Source organism: Dactylosporangium salmoneum (genome assembly GCF_039532525.1).
Lineage (GTDB): Bacteria > Actinomycetota > Actinomycetes > Mycobacteriales > Micromonosporaceae > Dactylosporangium > Dactylosporangium salmoneum.
Map to the genome: position 1 here is coordinate 60,660 of NZ_BAAARV010000088.1, position 19,504 is coordinate 80,163.

General features: G+C 72.8%; 17 protein-coding genes. 16 read left to right on the forward strand and 1 reads right to left on the reverse strand.

What is annotated here, in order from left to right:
• The first annotated feature begins 133 nt into the window (after positions 1-133).
• From infB to dapB, 14 genes are all read left to right on the forward strand, one after another.
• A complete protein-coding gene (infB, locus tag ABD352_RS44510) occupies positions 134-3,199 on the forward strand; it encodes a translation initiation factor IF-2 (protein WP_344618646.1) in 3,066 nt (1,021 codons plus the stop codon).
• Between the two features lie 101 nt (positions 3,200-3,300).
• On the forward strand, positions 3,301-3,693 hold the full coding sequence (locus tag ABD352_RS44515; RefSeq protein ID WP_344618647.1) for a hypothetical protein: 393 nt from the start codon (positions 3,301-3,303) through the stop codon (positions 3,691-3,693).
• Between the two features lie 109 nt (positions 3,694-3,802).
• Entirely contained in the window at positions 3,803-4,099 is a 297-nt protein-coding gene (locus ABD352_RS44520; RefSeq protein ID WP_344618648.1) for a DUF503 domain-containing protein, read from the forward strand.
• Positions 4,100-4,225: 126 nt separating this feature from the next.
• The gene (gene rbfA / locus ABD352_RS44525) at positions 4,226-4,714 is read left to right on the forward strand and encodes a 30S ribosome-binding factor RbfA (protein ID WP_344618649.1); all 489 of its coding nucleotides are present in this window, start codon (positions 4,226-4,228) and stop codon (positions 4,712-4,714) included.
• A 380-nt stretch (positions 4,715-5,094) separates the two neighbouring features.
• On the forward strand, positions 5,095-6,159 hold the full coding sequence (locus tag ABD352_RS44530; protein WP_344618650.1) for a DHH family phosphoesterase: 1,065 nt from the start codon (positions 5,095-5,097) through the stop codon (positions 6,157-6,159).
• 65 nt (positions 6,160-6,224) lie between these two features.
• Positions 6,225-6,626: a hypothetical protein gene (locus tag ABD352_RS44535; protein ID WP_344618651.1), complete on the forward strand. Its 402-nt coding sequence runs from the start codon at positions 6,225-6,227 to the stop codon at positions 6,624-6,626.
• A gap of 11 nt (positions 6,627-6,637) precedes the next feature.
• Positions 6,638-6,841 (forward strand): DUF6186 family protein, encoded by a 204-nt coding sequence (locus ABD352_RS44540; RefSeq protein WP_344618825.1) that lies wholly within the window; start codon positions 6,638-6,640, stop codon positions 6,839-6,841.
• A 603-nt stretch (positions 6,842-7,444) separates the two neighbouring features.
• Complete coding sequence (locus ABD352_RS44545) at positions 7,445-8,731, forward strand: MATE family efflux transporter (RefSeq protein ID WP_344618826.1); 1,287 nt, start codon at positions 7,445-7,447, stop codon at positions 8,729-8,731.
• 252 nt (positions 8,732-8,983) lie between these two features.
• Positions 8,984-9,874 (forward strand): tRNA pseudouridine(55) synthase TruB, encoded by an 891-nt coding sequence (truB, locus tag ABD352_RS44550; protein WP_344618652.1) that lies wholly within the window; start codon positions 8,984-8,986, stop codon positions 9,872-9,874.
• A gap of 18 nt (positions 9,875-9,892) precedes the next feature.
• Positions 9,893-10,840: a bifunctional riboflavin kinase/FAD synthetase gene (locus ABD352_RS44555; protein ID WP_344618653.1), complete on the forward strand. Its 948-nt coding sequence runs from the start codon at positions 9,893-9,895 to the stop codon at positions 10,838-10,840.
• Positions 10,841-10,947: 107 nt separating this feature from the next.
• Positions 10,948-11,217 carry a 30S ribosomal protein S15 gene (rpsO, locus tag ABD352_RS44560; RefSeq protein WP_344618654.1) on the forward strand — a complete coding sequence of 90 codons (270 nt, stop codon included), beginning with the start codon at positions 10,948-10,950 and terminating at the stop codon, positions 11,215-11,217.
• Positions 11,218-11,440: 223 nt separating this feature from the next.
• Positions 11,441-13,834 (forward strand): polyribonucleotide nucleotidyltransferase, encoded by a 2,394-nt coding sequence (locus tag ABD352_RS44565; protein WP_344618655.1) that lies wholly within the window; start codon positions 11,441-11,443, stop codon positions 13,832-13,834.
• Positions 13,835-13,837: 3 nt separating this feature from the next.
• Positions 13,838-15,160: a M16 family metallopeptidase gene (locus ABD352_RS44570; protein ID WP_344618656.1), complete on the forward strand. Its 1,323-nt coding sequence runs from the start codon at positions 13,838-13,840 to the stop codon at positions 15,158-15,160.
• 32 nt (positions 15,161-15,192) lie between these two features.
• Entirely contained in the window at positions 15,193-15,951 is a 759-nt protein-coding gene (gene dapB / locus ABD352_RS44575; protein WP_344618657.1) for a 4-hydroxy-tetrahydrodipicolinate reductase, read from the forward strand.
• Positions 15,952-16,009: 58 nt separating this feature from the next.
• Here the strand turns inward: dapB and ABD352_RS44580 are convergent, their stop codons facing one another.
• Complete coding sequence (locus ABD352_RS44580) at positions 16,010-16,642, reverse strand: GNAT family N-acetyltransferase (protein WP_344618658.1); 633 nt, start codon at positions 16,640-16,642, stop codon at positions 16,010-16,012.
• A gap of 227 nt (positions 16,643-16,869) precedes the next feature.
• On the opposite strand from ABD352_RS44580, the gene ABD352_RS44585 reads away from it, so the two are divergent.
• Together ABD352_RS44585 and ABD352_RS44590 are read left to right on the forward strand one after the other, a co-directional pair.
• Positions 16,870-18,180 carry a glycosyltransferase family 87 protein gene (locus tag ABD352_RS44585; RefSeq protein WP_344618659.1) on the forward strand — a complete coding sequence of 437 codons (1,311 nt, stop codon included), beginning with the start codon at positions 16,870-16,872 and terminating at the stop codon, positions 18,178-18,180.
• A gap of 83 nt (positions 18,181-18,263) precedes the next feature.
• Complete coding sequence (locus ABD352_RS44590) at positions 18,264-19,475, forward strand: winged helix-turn-helix domain-containing protein (RefSeq protein ID WP_344618660.1); 1,212 nt, start codon at positions 18,264-18,266, stop codon at positions 19,473-19,475.
• The last annotated feature ends 29 nt before the right edge of the window (positions 19,476-19,504 follow it).

The following is a 19,504-nucleotide window of genomic DNA, read 5'->3' on the forward strand; positions in this document are numbered from 1 at the left end:
GACGCCCCACCCGGACACGCAAGGTAGGACGACGGACATGAGCACACGATGAAGTCCCTGAGATGACCAGGCTTCAAGTGCACGAGTGAGGTCGGAGCGGAACTTGCCGCCCGGCCTCGAGGTGAGGAGTGTAGTGGCAGGCAAGGCCCGCGTACACGAGCTGGCGAAAGAGCTCGGGGTCGAAAGCAAGACCGTGCTCGCGAAGCTGCAGGAGCTTGGCGAGTACGTGAAGTCCGCATCCAGCACGGTCGAGGCGCCAGTGGCGCGCCGGCTGCGTGCGAGCTTCGAAAACGGTGGGGGATCCGCTTCGGCGCCCTCCGCACCTCCTGCGCCGGCCCCGTCGGCTCCGTCGTCGGCCCCCGTGCCGTCGGCCCCGCGCCCGACGCCGGCAGCCAAGCCCTTTGCGCCGCCGAAGCGACCCCAGCCGCAGGCCAGCGGCGGACAGAGCGGTTCCGGAGGCGGGGGCGGCCGTGGCCCCGTGCCCGGTCCGCCGCGCCCGCAGCCGCCCGCGGTTCGTCCGACGAGCGCACACGACATCGAGGTGGCGGCGGCCGAGCAGCGTGCCGCCGCGCTGAAGGCTGAGCAGGAGGCGACCCTCAAGGCCGCCCAGCAGGCCCGTCAGCGTGAGAACACCCGGCGCGACACGCCGCAGCCGCCCAGCGGCGGCGCTTCGTCCGCGCCCACGCCCGGCCCGCGTCCGGGCCCGGCGCCTGGTCCGTCCTCGGCCGGCACGCCGGCTCCGGGCGGTCCGCGTCCCGGTCAGGGTCCGCGCCCGGGTGGCGCGCGTCCCCCGGCCCGGTCCCCGGGCAACAACCCGTTCGGCGTCTCCGGCGGCGCTACCCCGCGCCCGCCGTCGCCGGGCAACATCCCGCGGCCCAACCCGTCCTCCATGCCCCCGCGGCCCAACCCGGCCTCGATGGGCGGCCCCCGGCCCAACCCGTCGCAGATGCCGAGCCAGCGGCCCGGTCGTCCCGGCGGCCCCGGCGGTGACCGTCCGGCCCGTCCGGGCGGCGGCGGTGGCGGCTTCCGTGGCGGCCCCGGTGGCGGTGGCGCCGGCCGTCCCGGTGGTCCGGGCGGCGGCGGTGGCGGTGGCTTCCGTGGCGGTCCCGGTGGGGGCGGCGGCGGTGGCGGTGGCTTCCGTGGCGGTCCCGGTGGGGGCGGCGGCGGTGGCGGCGGCTTCCGTGGCGGCCCCGGTGGCGGTGGCGCCGGTGCCCCGGCGGGCACCGGCGGTGCCGGTCGCCCGGGCGGCGGCGCGGGCGGTCGCGGCCGTGGCGGCGGCGCCGCGGGTGCCTTCGGGCGTCCGGGTGGCCGGCCGACCCGTGGCCGCAAGTCCAAGAAGCAGCGCAGACAGGAGTTCGACAACCTCTCCGCGCCCACCATGGGCTCGGGCGCCCCGCGCGGGCAGGGTCAGACGATCCGCCTGCCGCAGGGTGCGTCGCTGTCGGACTTCGCCGACCGGATCAACGCGAACCCGGGCTCGCTCGTCCAGGAGATGTTCAACCTGGGCGAGATGGTGACGGCCACCCAGTCGTGCACCAACGAGACGCTGCAGCTGCTCGGCGAGCACCTCGGCTTCGACGTGCAGATCGTCAGCCCCGAGGACGAGGACCGCGAGCTGCTGGCCCGCTTCGACATCGACCTCGACGCCGAGGTCGACGAGGAGCGCCTGGTCATCCGGCCGCCGGTCGTGACCGTCATGGGTCACGTCGACCACGGTAAGACGAAGCTGCTCGACGCGATCCGCTCGACGAACGTCGCGGCGGGCGAGGCCGGCGGCATCACCCAGCACATCGGTGCCTACCAGGTCCGCGTCGACCACGATGGCGAGGACCGCGCGATCACCTTCATCGACACCCCGGGTCACGAGGCGTTCACCGCCATGCGTGCCCGTGGTGCCCAGGCCACGGACATCGTGGTCCTGGTGGTCGCGGCCGACGACGGCGTGATGCCCCAGACGATCGAGGCGCTCAACCACGCCCAGGCGGCCGAGGTGCCGATCGTGGTCGCGGTGAACAAGATCGACAAGCCGGAGGCCAACCCGGCCAAGGTGCGTCAGGAGCTGACGCAGTACGGCCTGGTCGCCGAGGAGTACGGCGGCGAGACGATGTTCGTCGACATCTCGGCCAAGAGCCGGATCAACATCGAGGGTCTCCTCGAGGCGGTCCTGCTCACCGCCGACGCCGCGCTCGACCTGCGCGCGCCCGTCGACGGCCCGGCCCAGGGCATCGCGATCGAGTCGCACCTCGACCGCGGCCGCGGCCCGGTCGCCACCGTCCTGGTGGAGAAGGGCACGCTCAACGTCGGTGACTCGATCGTCGCCGGGCGGGCCTACGGCCGCGTCCGCGCGATGCTCGACGAGAACGGCAAGCCCGTGCCGCACGCGGGTCCGGCCCGTCCGGTCCTCGTGCTCGGCCTGACCTCGGTGCCCGGCGCCGGCGACACGTTCCTCGCCGCCGACGACGACCGCACCGCGCGTCAGATCGCCGAGCAGCGGCAGGCCCGCCGCCGCGCGGCCGAGATGGCGGCGCGCACCGGCCGGGTCACCCTGGAGACGCTGTTCGACCAGCTCAAGCAGGGCGAGAAGACCACGCTCAACCTCATCCTCAAGGGTGACGGCTCGGGCTCGGTCGAGGCGCTCGAGGACGCGCTGGTCAAGATCGTCGTGTCCGACGAGGTCCAGCTGCGGATCATCCACCGCGGTGTGGGTGCCGTCACGCAGGACGACGTCAACCTGGCCAGCGCCTCCGACGCGATCATCATCGGGTTCAACGTGCGGGCCGAGGGCCGCACGCGCGACCTGGCCGACCGCGAGGGCGTGGAGATCCGGTACTACACCGTCATCTACCAGGCCATCGAGGACATCGAGTCGTCCCTCAAGGGCCTGCTCAAGCCGGTCTACGAGGAGGTCGAGCTCGGCCAGGCGGAGATCCGCGAGGTCTTCCGCTCGTCGCGCTTCGGCAACATCGCGGGTTGCATCGTCCGTACCGGCCTGATCCGGCGCAACAGCAAGGCGCGCCTGATCCGCGACGGTGCGGTGGTGTCCGACAACCTGTCGATCGCCGGCCTGCGCCGCTTCAAGGACGACGCGACCGAGGTCCGCGAGGGCTTCGAGTGCGGTATCACGCTCGGGTCGTACAACGACATCCAGGTCGGTGACGTCATCGAGACGTGGGAGCTGCGCGAGAAGCCGCGTACCTGACGCGTATCGACCTCTGGGGGCCGCGGACCTTGTCCGCGGCCCCTTTTGGCATACGGCACTCCTCGAAGCTCCAGGGCCACCGGCGTAACGTCGGTCACATCATGGAGCTTTCGTGGTGGTCGATCGAGGTGCGCGACGGGGAGTACCCGGCCCGCGCGTGGCGCGACGCTTACAGCGCCCCACTCATCGAGGCCGCGGTCACCCATGGCGCCGGCGACTGGTCGTGGCGCTCTGAGGACTTCGGGATGGTCTTCGAGATCGGCTTCGCCGACGCCGAGGACTGGCAGCGCTTCCGGCAGCTGCCCGCGGTCGTGGCGGCGCTGGACGCCGTCGCGCCGGATTCCCTGTACGTGTACCGCGGGCGGGGTGGGAGCGCGGGGGCGGTGCAACGGCGCCGTCGAGGGCCGCTGCCGGCCGCCGGGGCCGCCGCCCTGCCGGTGGAGCCGGAGCCGATGATCGTCGCCCGGCCGCGGGTGCTCGCCGACGCCCTGTAGGTGCTCCGCCCTTCCCGGCAGAGACCGGACGCATCCGACATTCCGGTCAAGCGGGCGAGCGAAAAAACGGGCGGCGGATCCGCCAGGCTGGGGGATAGGATCTTGCGCCGTGTATACCGGTACCGCGGTCTTCGACCTTCTCCTGCCAGATGACTCGCGATCGCTCAAGGCCAAGCGTTCGTACGTCCGGCCTCTGATCGCCTACCTGCGCAAGTTCGAGGTCTCCGTCGCCGAGGTCGGGGCCCTCGACCTGACGGGCCGGACCGAGGTCGGTATCGCCGTCGTGGCCGCCGAGGCGGCCCACGTGCGCGAAGTGCTCGACACTTGCGAGCGTGCCGTAGCCGGCCGCCCGGAGTTCGAGCTGCTCTCCGTGCGCCGCCGGTTGCACGGCGGCGACGACGAGTAATCCTGGCTTCTCGGCGCGGCCCCACGGGCGGCGCGCGGGTACTGTCAAGGCGTTGGTCAGATCATCAGGTTCACGGGCCGGCCGGGAGGCCGCCCGGCGGGCCGTTTGGCTGCGGAGGTGTTCGAGATGACGGATCCGGCGAAGGTGCGGCGGCACGCGGAGCGCGTGCGCGAACTGGTCGCATCGGTGGTACGGACGCAGATCAAGGACCCCCGGCTCGGCATGATCACGATCACCGACGCACGGATCACCGCCGACCTGCGCGAGGCCACCGTGTTCTACACGGTCCTCGGCGACGCGGCGGCCCAGGCCGGCACCGCGGCCGCCCTGGAGAGCGCCAAGGGTCTGCTGCGCTCCACCGTGGGCAAGGCGCTGGGCCTGCGTCACTCGCCGAGTCTCACGTTCGTGCACGACGACGTGTCCGAGCACGCCAAGCACATCGACGAACTGCTGGCCAGTGCCCGCAGCGCCGACGCCGAGGTCCAGCGCCTCGCCGCCGGCGCGCACTACGCGGGCGATTCCCAGCCGTACAAGGTGGACGACGAGGACGACGCGGACGACCTTGGAGTCGGCGGCGCCGACGACGAGGTGGTCGTCGGCCAGGACCGGCGGTGACCGGGCTCGCGCCTGGCCACGTACCGGGCGCGGGCTCCGCTGCCACTCCCGCCACCCCGCTCGGCGCCCCGGCCACAGGCCCGGGCGCCGCGCGGGCTGGCGGTCCGGACGCGCCGCCCGTCCCGGGCGTTGAGGCCGGTGCAGATGCTTTGCCGGCGGCCGGATCGGCCGCCGGGCCGGGCGTTGAGGCCGGTGCCGCAGCAGGGGCTGTGACGGCCGCCGGGCCGGGCGTTGAGGCCGGTGCCGCAGCAGGGGCTGTGACGGCCGCCGGGCCGGGCGTTGAGGCCGGTGCCGCAGCAGGGGCTGTGACGCCCGGCGGGCCGGATGCTGAGACCGGAGCAGCGGCTGTGACGGCCGCCGGGCCGGGTGCTGAGACTGGAGTGGCGGCTGTGACGGGCGCCGGCGAGGCGCGGCCGGACGAGTCGGAGTGGGCGGCGGCGGTGGCGGCACTGCGCGGCCTGCCGTCCGGGGCCCGGGTGCTGCTGGCGTGCCACGTCAATCCCGACGGCGACGCGCTCGGCAGCATGCTCGGCGTGGCGCTGGGCCTGCGCCGGATCGCGGGCGAGCTCGGCATCGGGCACCTCGCGGCGACGTTCCCGGGCCCGCTGCGGCTGCCCGAGCCGTTCGACTCGCTGCCGGGCGCCGGACTGCTCGTCGCGGAGGAGGACGCCGACCCGGCGCCCGACGCGATGCTGGTCTTCGACGTGGCGAGCATCGAGCGGCTCGGCGGTCTCGCCGGCCGCCTGCGGGCCGCGCCGGTGGGCATCGTCCTCGACCACCACGCGTCGAACCCCGGCTTCGGGGCCATCAACCTCGTCGACCCCACGGCCGCCGCGACGTCGGTGCTGTCCGACGGGTTGTTGCGGCGGCTCGGCGTACCGCTGGATCCCGAGATCGCCGAGTGCCTCTATGTGGCGCTGGCCACCGACACCGGCTCCTTCAAGTTCGCCTCCACCACGCCCGCCGTGCACGGGCTCGCCGCGCGGCTCATCGCGACCGGCATCCCGGTGGGCGAGATCTCCCGCCGACTCTTCGACACCCGGCCGTTCGGCGCCGTCCGGCTCTTCGGCGTCGCCCTGGAGCGCACCGTGCTCGAACGCGAGGGCGCGGGCGGGCTGGGGCTGGCCTGGACGTACCTCACGATGGACGACCTCGCCGAGCACGCCCAGCCGCCGTCGGCGGTCGAGGCGCTCATCGACACCGTGCGGTGCGTCGCCGAGGCCGACGTGGCCTGCGTGGTCAAGCCCGTGCGCGCGGGGGAGTGGTCCGTGTCGCTGCGCAGCAAGGGCGCGACCGACGTGGCCGCGGTCGCCGTGGCGCTCGGGGGCGGCGGGCACCGCTTCGCCGCCGGGTTCGGCGCCACCGGCACGGTCGCGGAGGTCCTGGAGCGCATCCGCGCGCTGCTGCCCTCGCCGGCCGCCCGGGGCCAGGCCGGTCAGGGTTAACCCCAGGGGAATATCCGGGTGACGGCGGCTGGCCGGAGGGCTTCAGCGGCGGTGACAATCGATACATGGACCGCCCCGAGCTGGCTGCCGAGGTCGACCGGGTCTGGGCCCGGCCGGTCGTGCTCACGCCCGTCTTCGCGCTGGTGTCGCTCGTCGGCGGGGCGCTGCCCTCCTTCAGCCTCCGCGCGAACCTGCTCGTGCTCGGGGCCGGGGGCGCGCTGTTCTGGCTCGGCGTGTCGGCCGCGGTGCCGCGGCGGCCCGCGCCCGCGCGGCTGCCCCGCGGTGCGGCCTGGTGGCTGCTGCCGGTGCTGCTCTTCGGGCTGGTGGAGGGGGCGACGTTCCTGAACGGGACGTCGGCGTATCCGACGCTGTCCCGCCTGGCCGATCCCGTGCTGGAGCACTACTGGGCCCGCGCGGCCGCGTACTTCGGCTGGCTGTGGGCCTTCTGGGCGATGGTGCGCCGGTGAGCGCCGGGCAGGTGCTCGTCGCCGCGTTGTTCACGGTCGCGCTCGGGCTCTTCGCCGCGGTCGAGGTCGCGTCGCGCCGGGAGGGGTCGCGGGTGCCCGGCCTCGGGGACGTGTGCGCGGCCGTCATGCGGTACCGGGTGGGGCCGCTGCCCGTCGGGCGGATCGCCATGTTCGGCTTCTGGTGGTGGCTCGGCTGGCACTTCCTGGCGCGCTGAGCTGCGATTTCGATCTGACGGGAGTGCGACACGCCGTTCCAGATTCCGGGATATCGTCGCACATGCTGGAACTGAACGATAACTTAGTCGGCATGCGCACAGTACGAATTCTTCGCTGCCCGCCCTGGGACGCCCGCACCTGAGCGCGGGAACCCGGTGGCGGGGAACGGCCGATCGACCATGCCGCCGGAAGCGAGGACCTTGTGCGCCACAACACGTGTAATCAGGCTGACATCACCCACGTCGGTCTCCTTGCCGTGCGTTGTGCGTGTCCACCGGTGACCCCGGCGCGACCGAGCGCGCACACACCACCAGCACCATCCAGCAAAGGAGACCAACATCATGGCTGACCAGCCGAAGCCCCAGCCGAAGCCGCAGGAGCCGGCCACCGACACCCGCGAGCGCGCCCGCGCGGCCCTGCAGATGTCGATGGACCGCCGGGGCTGACCGGCCCAGCGAGTCGACACAAGCTCCGGGAAGCCGGGACGCCCCCGCAACGACGTCACGGTTTCCCGGAGGTTGTGCCGGAACATTTGCTTGGTAACTGCCGTTGAGCGCAGCGGGCCTTACTATGACCGCGTGACGGTCGATCAGACTTCGACGATGCGCCGGGTCGCCGTGCTGGCGGTCCCGGCGCTCGTGGTGCTCGCCGCCGAACCCCTCTACGTCCTCGTCGACACCGCCGTCGTCGGCCACCTCGGGCGGGCGCAGCTCGCCGGTCTGGCCATCGGCGGCTCGGTCATGTCGTTCGCCGTGTGGCTGGGCACCGTCCTCGCGTACGGGACCACCGGCCGCGCGGCCCGCCGCTTCGGCGCCGGCCAGCGCGCGGAGGCGGTCGAGGAGGGCGTCCAGGCGTCCTGGCTGGCCCTCGCCGGCGGCCTGGTCATCCTGCTCGTCCTGGAGGCCGCGGCCGGGCCGCTCACCCGCGCCCTCGCGGGCGGGGCCGGCGACGTCGCATCCAATGCCGAGGGCTGGCTGCGCATCGCCGCGCTCGGCGCGCCCGGGCTCATGCTCGGCACGGCCGGCAACGGGTGGATGCGTGGGGTGCAGGACACCCGCCGCCCGCTGTACTTCGTGCTCGCCGCCAACGGGCTCTCCGCCGCGCTGTGCCCGGTGCTGGTGTACCCGGCCGGCCTGGGGCTCACCGGGTCCGCCGTGGCGAACGTGGCCGCGCAGAGCGTCGTCGGCATGCTGTTCGTGCGGGCGCTGGCCACCGAGCGGGTGCCGCTGCGGCCCCGGCTCGAGGTCATCTGGCGGCAGGTCACGCTCGGGCGCGACCTGCTGCTGCGCGGGGCGGCGTTCCAGGCCTGCTTCCTGTCCGCGTCCGCGGTCGCGGCGCGCTTCGGCGAGGCCGCGCTCGCCGCGCACCAGATCGCCATCCAGCTGTTCTTCTTCACCGCCCTGGCGCTGGACGCGCTCGCGATCGCCGCGCAGTCGCTGGTCGGGGCCGCGCTCGGGGGCGAGCGCGTGGCGGAGGCCCGTGACCTGGCCCGCCGCGTCACCGTCGCCGGGCTCGTGGCGGGGGTGGCGTTCGCGGCGCTGGTGGCCGCGGCCCTGCTCGCCGTGCGCCCGTGGTTCGGCGCGGACGCGCAGGTGTACGCCGAGGCCCGCCACGCCTGGTGGTTCTTCGTGGCGATGATGCCCGCCGCCGGCGTCGTCTTCGCCCTGGACGGGGTCTTCCTGGGCGCGGGCGACGTGCGGTACCTGCGCAACCTGACGCTGGTCAGCGCCCTCGGCGGCTTCCTGCCCGGCATCTGGCTGGCCTACCTGCTCGACTACGGCCTGCGCGGCGTGTGGGCCGCGCTGACGCTGTTCATCGCGCTGCGCCTGGCCGGCCTGCTGTACCGCCTCTCGGGAGAAGGATGGGCCGTAGCGGGCGCCGTGCGGTGAGCGCGGACCGCCGGGCGCAACCGCGGTGGGCCGTGGCGGGCGCCGTGCGGTGAGCGCGGACCGCCGGGCGCAACCGTGGTGGGCCGTGGCGGGCGCCGTGCGGTGAGCGCCGACCGGCCGGACGCAACCGCGGCAGGCCGCGGAGGGCGCCGTGCGGTGAGCGCGGACCGCCCGGGCGCAACCGTGGTGGGCCGTAGCGGGCGCCGTGCGGTGAGCGCGGACCGCCCGGGCGCAACCGTTAGGGTGGCGCGCATGGCACAGAAGGCGGCGACCCAGGGCGGCCTCGTCGTCGTCGACAAGCCCGGCGGCATGACCTCGCACGACGTGGTGTCGCGGATGCGCCGCCTCGCGCGGACGCGCCGCGTCGGGCACGGCGGCACGCTCGACCCGATGGCGACCGGCGTGCTGATCGTCGGGGTGGAGAAGGCGACGCGGCTGCTGACGTACGTGATCGGCAGCACCAAGGAGTACACCGCGACGATCCGGCTCGGCGAGGCCACCGTCACCGACGACGCCGAGGGCGAGGTGGTGGCGCGCGCGGACGCGGCCGGCGTGAGCGACGAGGCGATCGCCAAGGGGCTGGAGCCGCTGCGCGGGGACATCATGCAGGTGCCCAGCGCGGTGTCGGCCATCAAGGTCAACGGTGTGCGGTCGTACCACCGGGTGCGCTCCGGCGAGGAGGTCACGCTCGACGCGCGGCCGGTCACCGTGTCCCGGCTGGATGTGCTGGCGACCCGGCGCGTGGGCGCGCACATCGACCTGGACGTGGACGTGGCCTGCTCGTCGGGGACGTACATCCGCGCCCTCGCGCGCGACCTGGGCGCCGCGCTCGGGGTCGGCGGGCACCTGACGGCGCTGCGGCGCACCGCGGTCGGGGCGTTCACCCTGGCCGAGGCGGTGCCGCTGGAGGAGCTCGCGCAGCGGCCGGACCCGGTGACGATGCCGCTGCCGGACGCGGCCGCGCGGTGCTTCGCGCGCCGGGACGCCACCGAGGAGGAGGCGCGGACGCTCTCGCACGGCGGGCCGCTGGCACCGGTCGGGATCGAGGGGCCGTACGCGGTGTTCGCTCCGGACGGCACCGTGCTCGCGGTCGTGAGCGAGCGGGAGGGCAAAGCGCGCCCTGAGATCGTGCTGGTGCCGTAGCAAAAGTAGGCTCTGGGCATGCAGCGGTGGCGGGGAACGCAAGCGGTGCCCGGTGGCTGGGGCCGCGCGGTCGCGACGATCGGCGTGTTCGACGGTGTCCACCGTGGACACCAGCAGATCATCGGGCACGCCGTGAAGCGGGCCGGCGAGCTGGGTGTCCAGTCGGTGGTCGTCACGTTCGACCCCCATCCGGCCGAGGTGGTGCGGCCCGGGTCGCACCCGGCCGTGCTGACGGAGCCGGGGCGCAAGGCGGAGCTGATCGAGGCGCTGGGCGTCGACGTGCTGTGCGTGATCCCGTTCACCGCCGAGTTCTCCCGGCTCTCGCCCGAGGAGTTCGTGCACGACGCGCTGGTCGAGCACCTGCACACCACGCTCATCGTGGTCGGGGAGAACTTCCGGTTCGGCCACAAGCAGGCCGGCGACGTGGAGCTGCTGCGCAAGCTCGGGCGGACCTTCGGCTTCGGCGTCGAAGGCGCCACGCTGGTGGCGGACGAGGGGACGGTGTTCTCCTCGACGTACATCCGAAGCTGCGTCGACGCGGGGGACGTCGTGGCGGCGGCGCGCGCGCTCGGGCGGCCCCACCGGGTCGAGGGCGTGGTCGTGCGCGGCGACCAGCGCGGCCGGGAACTGGGCTTCCCGACCGCGAACCTGCTGGTGCCGGCCAACGCCGCGGTGCCGGCCGACGGCATCTACGCCGCGCGGCTCAACCGGGAGCGGACCGGGACCGCCCACCAGGCGGCCGTGTCGATCGGGACCAACCCGACGTTCTCCGGCCGGGAGCGCCGCGTGGAGGCGTTCGTGCTCGATTTCGAGGGTGACCTGTACGGCGAACGGGTGAGCCTGGACTTCGCCGGGCGGCTGCGCGAGCAGCGCACCTACCAGGCGATCGAGCCCCTGATCGCGCAGATCGCCGAGGACGTCGCGCAGGCCCGGGAGGTGCTGCGCAGCGGTCCGATGCGCGGGTGAGCCCGGCGGTCTGTTAGCCTTACGTTGACGCCGGGTGACCGGCGGGGGTCAGGCTGCCTGCACGACGCCGCGGGAGCCGGCCGACGAATCCACGGTAAAGGGAGAACATGGCGCTCGATTCTGCGCAGAAGACCGAGATCATGTCGAAGTACGCGACCGCCGAGGGTGACACCGGTTCGCCGGAGGTCCAGGTCGCGATGCTGACGAAGCGGATCGCGGACCTCACCGAACACCTCAAGCAGCACAAGCACGACCACCACAGCCGGCGCGGCCTGCTGCTGCTGGTCGGCCGTCGCCGCCGTCTGCTGAACTACCTGCAGCGCAGCGACATCGCCCGCTACCGCTCGCTGATCGAGCGGCTCGGCCTGCGGCGATAACGACGCACCGACGGGGGAGTGGCGACAATGCGCCGCTCCCCCGTCGAGTAGTGACACACTGGAATGGCAGCGCCCCGCCGAGCGGGTCGGCGCACCGGTCTCCGGTAGTGGCTTCCGGGAGGGTCCCACAGCGACCCCACAACCCCGTGAGCTTCGATCGAAGACCGGCCGCAGACAGCTCCGCCTAGGGCGAACCACAACCCAAAGGGAGCAGTTCAACAACATGACCGAGCAGAGTACTCTCGGTAACCACAGCAGCACCGCGGTCATCGACAACGGATCGTTCGGCACCCGGGAGATCACCTTCTCCACCGGGCGGCTGGCGCGCCAGGCGGCGGGCTCCGCGCTCGCCCAGCTCGGCGAGACCGTGGTCCTCTCCGCGACGACCGCCGGCAAGCAGCCCAAGGACCAGTTCGACTTCTTCCCGCTGACGGTCGACGTCGAGGAGCGCATGTACGCGGCCGGGCGCATCCCCGGCTCGTTCTTCCGCCGCGAGGGCCGGCCCAGCGAGGACGCGATCCTCACCTGCCGGCTCATCGACCGGCCGCTGCGCCCGAGCTTCGTCAAGGGCCTGCGCAACGAGGTCCAGGTCGTCGAGACGGTCCTCGCCCTCGACCCGGCCCACCCGTACGACGTCGTGGCCATCAACGCCGCCTCGTTGTCGACCAAGCTGTCGGGCCTGCCGTTCTCCGGCCCGATCGGGGCGACCCGCATGGCCCACGTCGACGGGCAGTGGGTGGCGTTCCCGACCGTCGAGGAGCTCACCCGGGCCACCTTCGACATGGTCGTGGCCGGCCGGGTCCTGCCCGACGGCGACGTGGCCATCATGATGGTCGAGGCCGAGGCGACCGAGCACACGGTGGCCCTGGTCGCCGGCGGCGCGCCCGCGCCGACCGAGGAGGTCGTGGCCGGCGGCCTGGAGGCCTCCAAGCCCGCGATCCGCGAGCTGTGCCGGGCCCAGGCCGAGCTGGCCGAGGTGGCCGCCAAGCCGGTCCAGGAGTTCCCGGTCTTCCTCGACTACCAGCCCGACGCCTACGAGGCCGTCGCCGGCGCGGTGAAGGACGAGGTCGCCGAGGCCCTGCGCATCGCCGCCAAGGCGGAGCGCGAGGAGGCCCTCGACCGGATCAAGGAGGCCGCGTTCGAGCGCGTCGGCGGCCAGCTCGAGGGGCGCGAGAAGGAGATCGGCGCCGCGCTGCGGTCGCTGACCAAGAACGAGGTCCGGGCCCGCGTGCTGCGCGAGCAGGTCCGCATCGACGGGCGCGGCCCGCGTGACATCCGGCCGCTGACCGCCGAGGTGCAGGTCCTGCCCCGGGTGCACGGCTCGGCGCTGTTCGAGCGGGGCGAGACCCAGATCCTGGGCGTGACCACGCTGAACATGCTGCGCATGGAGCAGACGCTGGACACGCTGGCGCCCGAGAAGTCCAAGCGCTACATGCACAACTACAACTTCCCGCCGTACAGCACGGGCGAGACCGGCCGCGTGGGCGCCCCGAAGCGCCGCGAGATCGGCCACGGCGCCCTGGCCGAGCGGGCCCTCATCCCCGTGCTGCCGACCCGCGAGGAGTTCCCGTACGCGATCCGGCAGGTGTCGGAGGCGCTGGGCTCCAACGGCTCGACGAGCATGGGCTCGGTGTGCGCCTCGACGATGGCCCTGCTGTCGGCCGGCGTGCCGCTGAAGGCCCCCGTCGCCGGCATCGCGATGGGCCTGATCTCCGACGAGGTCGACGGCAAGACGCAGTACGTGACGCTGACCGACATCCTCGGCGCCGAGGACGCGTTCGGTGACATGGACTTCAAGGTCGCCGGCACGCGGGAGTTCGTGACCGCGCTGCAGCTGGACACCAAGCTCGACGGCATCCCGTCGGACGTGCTGGCCGGCGCCCTGCAGCAGGCCCACGACGCGCGGCACGTCATCCTCGACGTGATGGCCGAGGCGATCGAGTCGCCGGCCGGCATGAGCCAGTACGCGCCGCGGGTCACCACGGTCCGCATCCCCGTCGACAAGATCGGCATGGTGATCGGCCCCAAGGGCCAGACCATCAACGCGATCCAGGACGAGACCGGCGCCGAGATCAGCATCGAGGACGACGGCACGATCTACGTCGGCGCGACCGACGGCCCGTCGGCCGAGGCCGCGGTGGAGCGGATCAACGCGATCGCCAACCCGACGATGCCGAAGGTCGGCGACAAGTTCCTGGGCACGGTGGTGAAGACGGCCGCGTTCGGCGCGTTCATCTCGCTGCTGCCCGGCCGCGACGGCCTGCTGCACATCTCCAAGGTGGGCAACGGCAAGCGGGTCGACAAGGTCGAGGACTTCCTCAACGTCGGCGACAAGGTCGAGGTGCAGATCGCGGACATCGACAACCGCGGCAAGATCTACCTCGACAAGGTCCTGGCCGAGGGCGAGGTCGCGGCGGCCGCGCCGGCCGAGGGCGGCGAGCGCCCGGCCCGCGAGCCCCGCGGCGACCGTGGCGGTGACCGTGGCCCGCGCCGGGACCGGGGCGACCGTGCCCCGCGCGCCGCGGCCGCGGCCGAGGGCGAGGGCGACGCCCCCGCCGGCGGCGAAGAGGGTGGCGAAGGCGGGGAGTTCCGTCGTCGGCGCAGCCGGCGCGACTGACCCATGGCGAACCGGGCCTTGACCCAGACCCTGTCCGACGACCCGATGGGTGGCACGGTGCGGCGCACCGTGCTGCCCAACGGGCTGCGGATCCTGACCGAGTCCATCCCGTCGATGCGCAGCGTGTCGTTCGGGGTCTGGGTCGGCATCGGCTCGCGTGACGAGACGCCCGCGCTGTCGGGCGTCTCGCACTTCCTCGAGCACCTGCTCTTCAAGGGCACCAAGCGGCGCTCGGCGCTGGACATCTCCGCCGAGATCGAGGCCGTCGGCGGGGAGACGAACGCGTTCACCGCCAAGGAGTACACCTGCTACTACGCGCGGGTGCTCGACGCCGACCTGCCGCTGGCCATCGACATCGTGTGTGACCTGGTCACCGACTCCGTCCTCACCGAGGCCGACGTCGAGACCGAGCGGGGCGTGATCCTCGAGGAGATCGCCATGCACGACGACGAGCCGGGCGACGAGGTCCACGACGTCTTCACCGAGGCCATCTACGGCAACCACCCGCTCGGCCGCCAGATCTCGGGCACGGTCGCGACCATCTCGGCGCTGACCCGCAAGCAGATCGACGGGTTCTACCGGCGGCGGTACCGCCCGGAGACCATGGTCGTCGCGGTGGCCGGCAACCTCGACCACGCGAAGGTCGTCAAGGCGGTGCGGGCGGCGTTCGACCGGGCCGGCTGGGGCGACTCCCCGGCGGTCCCGGCGCCGCGGCGCTCGCGCACCAGCCGGGTGCCGGCCCGCTCCGGGCAGATCGTGGTGCACAACAAGGACACCGAGCAGGCCCACCTCGTGCTGGGCTGCACCGGCTTCCCGCGCCAGCACGACGACCGCTTCGCCGTCGGCGCGCTCAACAACGTGCTCGGCGGCGGGATGTCCAGCCGGCTGTTCCAGCAGATCCGCGAGCAGCGCGGGCTGGCCTACTCCGTGTACTCCTTCACCTCGCAGTACAGCGACGCGGGGCTCTTCGGCGTCTACGCCGGCTGCGCCCCCGGCAAGGTGGAAGAGGTGCTGGCGATCACCCGCGACGAGCTTGCCCGGGTCGCGTCCGAGGGCGTGACCGACGCCGAGGTCGAGCGCGGCAAGGGCATGCTCAAGGGCGCCGTCGTGCTCGGGCTCGAGGACACCGGCTCGCGGATGAGCCGCCTGGGCAAGGGCGAGCTGCTGTACGACGAGCTGCTCTCCGTCGACGAGATCCTCCGCCGCGTCGACGAGGTCACCCCCGACCAGGTCCAGCGGGTGGCGAAGGAGCTGCTCAGCCGGCCCATGTCGCTTGCCGTGATCGGCGACTTCGAGGACGGGGCGTTTACCGGCGCCCTCGACTGACGGGTGGGCGTACCACCCGATAGTTTGTTGTCGTGACCGAAGCTGTGGAGCCGATCCGGGTCGGCGTGCTGGGCGCGCGCGGCCGCATGGGCACCGAGGTGTGCCGCGCCGTCAACGAGAGCGACGACATGGAGCTCGTCGCGATGATCGACGACGGCGACCCGCTGGCCGGGGCGGCCGACGCGGGCGCACAGGTCGTCGTGGACTTCACCACGCCCGACACGGTGCTCGGCAACCTGCGCTGGTGCATCGACCAGGGCATCCACGCCGTCGTCGGCACCTCCGGGTTCACGGCCGACCGGATCGAGGAGGTACGCGGCTGGCTGGACGGCAAGCCGGGCGTCGGCGTGGTCATCGCCCCGAACTTCGCGATCGGCGCGGTGCTCATGATGGAGTTCGCCGAGCGCGCGGCCCGCTTCTTCGAGTCGGTCGAGATCGTCGAGATGCACCACCCGAAGAAGATCGACGCCCCCAGCGGCACGGCGCTGCGCACCGCGCAGGTGATCGCCGAGGCCCGGGCGGCGGCCGGCCTCGGCCCGGTGCCGGACGCCACCAAGGAGGAGATGGCCGGCGCCCGGGGAACCGACGTGGAGGGGGTGCGGGTGCACGCGCTGCGGGCCACCGGCCTCGTCGCCCACCAGGAGGTGCTCTTCGGCACCGCGGGGGAGACCCTCACCCTGCGCCACGACTCCCTCGACCGGACTTCCTTCATGCCGGGCGTACTGCTGGCAGTGCGCAGCGTGATCAGGCGCCCCGGGCTGACCGTGGGCCTCGGCCCGCTGCTCGGCTGAGCCCCGGCCGCCGTCTCACATTGCGGGAAGTGCTCGCAAAAATTCGGCGGCAGGAGCGTCACGCGCCGGTAACGGGAACCTCGGAGTCCGGTTCGAGCGAGACGTGCCAGCGCAGCTGCGGAATCAGCATGTCGTCGACGTCCAGCGATCGGCGGGCCCCGTCGGGGGCCCAGCCGGCGCTCTCCAGAAATCGACCGGTAACACGGTCGTCAGCGAACGTCCATGCAAGCGCTGTCGTGAATCCGTCAGAACGCCACAAATCCACACTTGCCGCCAGCAAACGGCTGCCGTGGCCGCGGCGGCCCCAGCGGGGCTCGACCAGCAGGTCAGTGATGGCGGCGGTGGCCTCGAATGCCTTGTCAAGGGCCGTGTGATCTTCGTCCGGGGCGAGTGCCGTGTCATCTGCCGGACCTGACGCTGCGAAGCCCACGACGTATGCTGACTCGGGTCCGGCTTCCGGATCCGAACCCGGCGGATCGACTTGTTCGACCGCCACGAGGACCCGGTGTGCTGGACTCGGTGGTTGCGCGATTGCTTCCCGCCACTGGCGGGTAATCCATTCCTCGTCCAAGCGGTCGAGGACGTGTCGCGGCAGTAGTCGTCGGTAGGCGACCCGCCAGGTCGTGAGTTGGATGCGCGCGATCTCGACGACGTCGTCGAGCCGCGCCGGACGGACGAACCCGAGCGTCATGAAGCAGCAGCCTACGGATTTTGTGTGAAGCGCAACGCGGCGGGGTAGCGCCCGCACGTCACAGTTGGCCCGCGGGACCGTTGAGTCTTGCAGGGAGAACACCGGCAGCAGCACCAGACAACCGGCAGCAGCAGCGAGCGACTGGGAGGGCAGAACAGGTGGCGGAGCAAGGACGGATCGCCGAGTCGACGGCCGTCCGACCCAAGCCGAGGCCCGCGGTCAGGAAGATGCTCACCGTGGCGGGCGTGTGGCTCGCCGTCGGCGGGTTCCTGGCAGTGGCGGCGGCGCACAACGGGTTCTTCGACCTCAAGGTCTACTACGGGGCGATGCACTACTGGATCGACCGCGGCGGCGACATCTACGACTACCTGACGCCCGGCACCCAGTACGGCTTCACCTACCCGCCGTTCGCGGCGGCGCTGATGTCGCCCATGGTGCTCATCAGCTGGAACACCGCGATCGTCATCAGCGTCGCCATGAACGTCCTGGCCATGCTGGCCATCCTCACCTGGCTGCTCAAGCCGGTGTTCCAGCGCCAGGGCTGGTCGTTCTGGTACGCGATGGGCATCGCCGGGGCGATGGCCGCCGCGTTCGAGCCGATCCGCGAGACGGTGAACTTCGGCCAGGTCAACATCCTGCTGCTGTTCCTCGTCGTCGGCGACCTGATGCTGCTGGTGCGCAAGGGCAACCGCCTCGGCGGCATCGGCATCGGCCTGGCCACCGCGATCAAGCTCACCCCGGGCGTGTTCATCCTCTACCTGCTCATCACCAAGCGCTGGCGGGCCGCCGCCGTCTCGGCCGCGACCGCCACGGCCGCGACCTGGGCCGCTGCCACGTTCGCGCCGGACGCCTCGCGGGTCTTCTGGACCGACGCGATGTGGAACACCGACCGGGTGGGCTCGCCGACGTTCGTGTCCAACCAGGCACTCACCGGGCTCGTCGGGCGGCTGTTCAACCCGGACCCGATGAAGCCGCTGTGGGCGCTGCTGGTGCTCATCACCCTGGCCGTCTGGTACTGGCGGGCCCGCCGCGCGATCAAGGCCCGCGACGAGGTCGCCGGCCTCGCGCTCACCGGCCTCGTCGGCTGCATGGTCAGCCCGATCACGTGGATCCACCACCTGGTCTGGGTGCTGCCCTCGATCGTGGTGCTGTTCGACTACGCCACCGACCGCTCGCTCGACCCGCGCCGCAAGCGCAACCTGGCGATCGCCTTCGGCTTCTCGTTCGCGCTGCTGTGCAGCCGCACCCCGTGGGCGTTCCACGCCAAGTTCGACGGGCTCGGCCTCATCGGCAGCAACGCCTACATCCTGCTCATGATCGGCCTGCTGTTCGGCCTGCCGATCCGCGAGCCGGCCGACACCGGCGCCGCCCAGCGGCCCTCGGAGGACCCCGGCCGCTCCAGCGGCCCGGCCGTCGAGGACGTGCCGGACCTCGTCGACCTCGACCGCAAGGTCACCGCCGCCTTCGACGCGAAGGACGTCGACGGCACGATGCGCAGCGTGGGCGGGGAGCCCTCGCGGCCACTGGTCGGCGCCTAGCCCGCAATACCTTGTCGGACGGCGACCCCCGCGCGGGGGTCGCCGTCCGATTTTTTGTCGTACCCCCGCGTTAGCCTCCATGGGTGACCGAGTACCTCACGCTCACGCAGGCCAGGCGGGTCGCCCTGGCCGCCCAGGGCTTCGCCGACCGGGTCCCGTCGGGCGAGCCCGAGCGCCGGCACGTGCGGCGGGTCCTGGAGCGCACCGGCCTGCTCCAGATCGACTCCGTCAACGTCGTGCAGCGGGCCCACTACCTGCCCGCCTACAGCAGGCTCGGCCCCTACGACCCGGCGCTGCTGGACCGGCTGGCCTATCGGCGGCCGCGGGAGCTGTTCGAATACTGGGCGCACGAGGCCTCGCTCGTGCCGGTCCGGCTGCAGCCGATGCTGCGCTGGCGGATGGCCTCCGGCGACGCCTGGGGGCGGATGGTCCGCATCGCCCGGGAGCAGCCCGACCTGGTGCGCTGGGTGCTCGAGGAGATCCGGGCCAAGGGGCCGATGAGCGCGGCCGAGGTCGAGGGCGACCTGGTCCAGCCCCGGCGCAAGGACCACTGGGGGTGGAACTGGTCGGACACCAAGACCGCCATCGAGTGGCTCTTCTACAGCGGCGAGGTGAGCGTGGCCCGGCGCAACTCCTCCTTCGCCCGGGTCTACGACGTCCCGGAGCGGATCCTGCCGGCCGACGTGGTCGGCGCGCCCACGCCCGAGCCGGCCGACGCGTTCCGGGAACTGGTGCGGGTGGCCGCCCGCGGGCTCGGGGTGGCGGCCGAGGCGGAGCTGCGCGACTACTTCCGGCTGCCCCTCGCCGGCGCCCGCCAGGCGATCGCCGAGCTGGTGGAGGCGGGGGAGCTGGTCCCGGTCGAGGTGCAGGGCTGGACGGCGCGGGCCTATCTGCACCACGAGGCCCGGATCCCGCGCCGGATCGCGGCGGCGACGCTGGTCAGCCCGTTCGACCCGCTGATGTGGGAGCGGGCCCGGGTGCAGCGGCTGTTCGGGTTCAACTACCGGATCGAGATCTACGTGCCGCCGCTGCAGCGGTTGTACGGCTACTACGTGCTGCCGTTCCTGCTCGGCGACCGGCTCGTGGCGCGGCTGGACCTCAAGGCGGACCGTAAGGCGGGGGTGCTGCAGGTGCCGGCGGCGTGGATCGAGCCCGGCCTGAAGTCGTCGCCGGGGGAGGTGGCGGAGGCGCTGGCGGACGAGCTGCGGCGGTTCGCGGGCTGGTTGGGGCTTTCCGGGGTAGAGCTGCCGGTGCGCGGGGACTTCGCCGAGCCGCTGGCCAAGGCCCTTGCGTGAGCAGTTTCTGACAGGGGGACGAGAGGCGG

Coding starts and splice junctions, on each gene's coding strand:
- ABD352_RS44515 (WP_344618647.1), top strand. CDS start 3,301: ATGGAGCTTTCGTGGTGGTCGATCGAGGTGCGCGACGGGGAGTACCCG.
- rbfA (WP_344618649.1), top strand. CDS start 4,226: ATGACGGATCCGGCGAAGGTGCGGCGGCACGCGGAGCGCGTGCGCGAA.
- ABD352_RS44535 (WP_344618651.1), top strand. CDS start 6,225: ATGGACCGCCCCGAGCTGGCTGCCGAGGTCGACCGGGTCTGGGCCCGG.
- ABD352_RS44545 (WP_344618826.1), top strand. CDS start 7,445: ATGCGCCGGGTCGCCGTGCTGGCGGTCCCGGCGCTCGTGGTGCTCGCC.
- truB (WP_344618652.1), top strand. CDS start 8,984: ATGGCACAGAAGGCGGCGACCCAGGGCGGCCTCGTCGTCGTCGACAAG.
- ABD352_RS44555 (WP_344618653.1), top strand. CDS start 9,893: ATGCAGCGGTGGCGGGGAACGCAAGCGGTGCCCGGTGGCTGGGGCCGC.
- rpsO (WP_344618654.1), top strand. CDS start 10,948: ATGGCGCTCGATTCTGCGCAGAAGACCGAGATCATGTCGAAGTACGCG.
- ABD352_RS44565 (WP_344618655.1), top strand. CDS start 11,441: ATGACCGAGCAGAGTACTCTCGGTAACCACAGCAGCACCGCGGTCATC.
- ABD352_RS44570 (WP_344618656.1), top strand. CDS start 13,838: ATGGCGAACCGGGCCTTGACCCAGACCCTGTCCGACGACCCGATGGGT.
- ABD352_RS44580 (WP_344618658.1), bottom strand. CDS start 16,642: ATGACGCTCGGGTTCGTCCGTCCGGCGCGGCTCGACGACGTCGTCGAG.
- ABD352_RS44585 (WP_344618659.1), top strand. CDS start 16,870: ATGCTCACCGTGGCGGGCGTGTGGCTCGCCGTCGGCGGGTTCCTGGCA.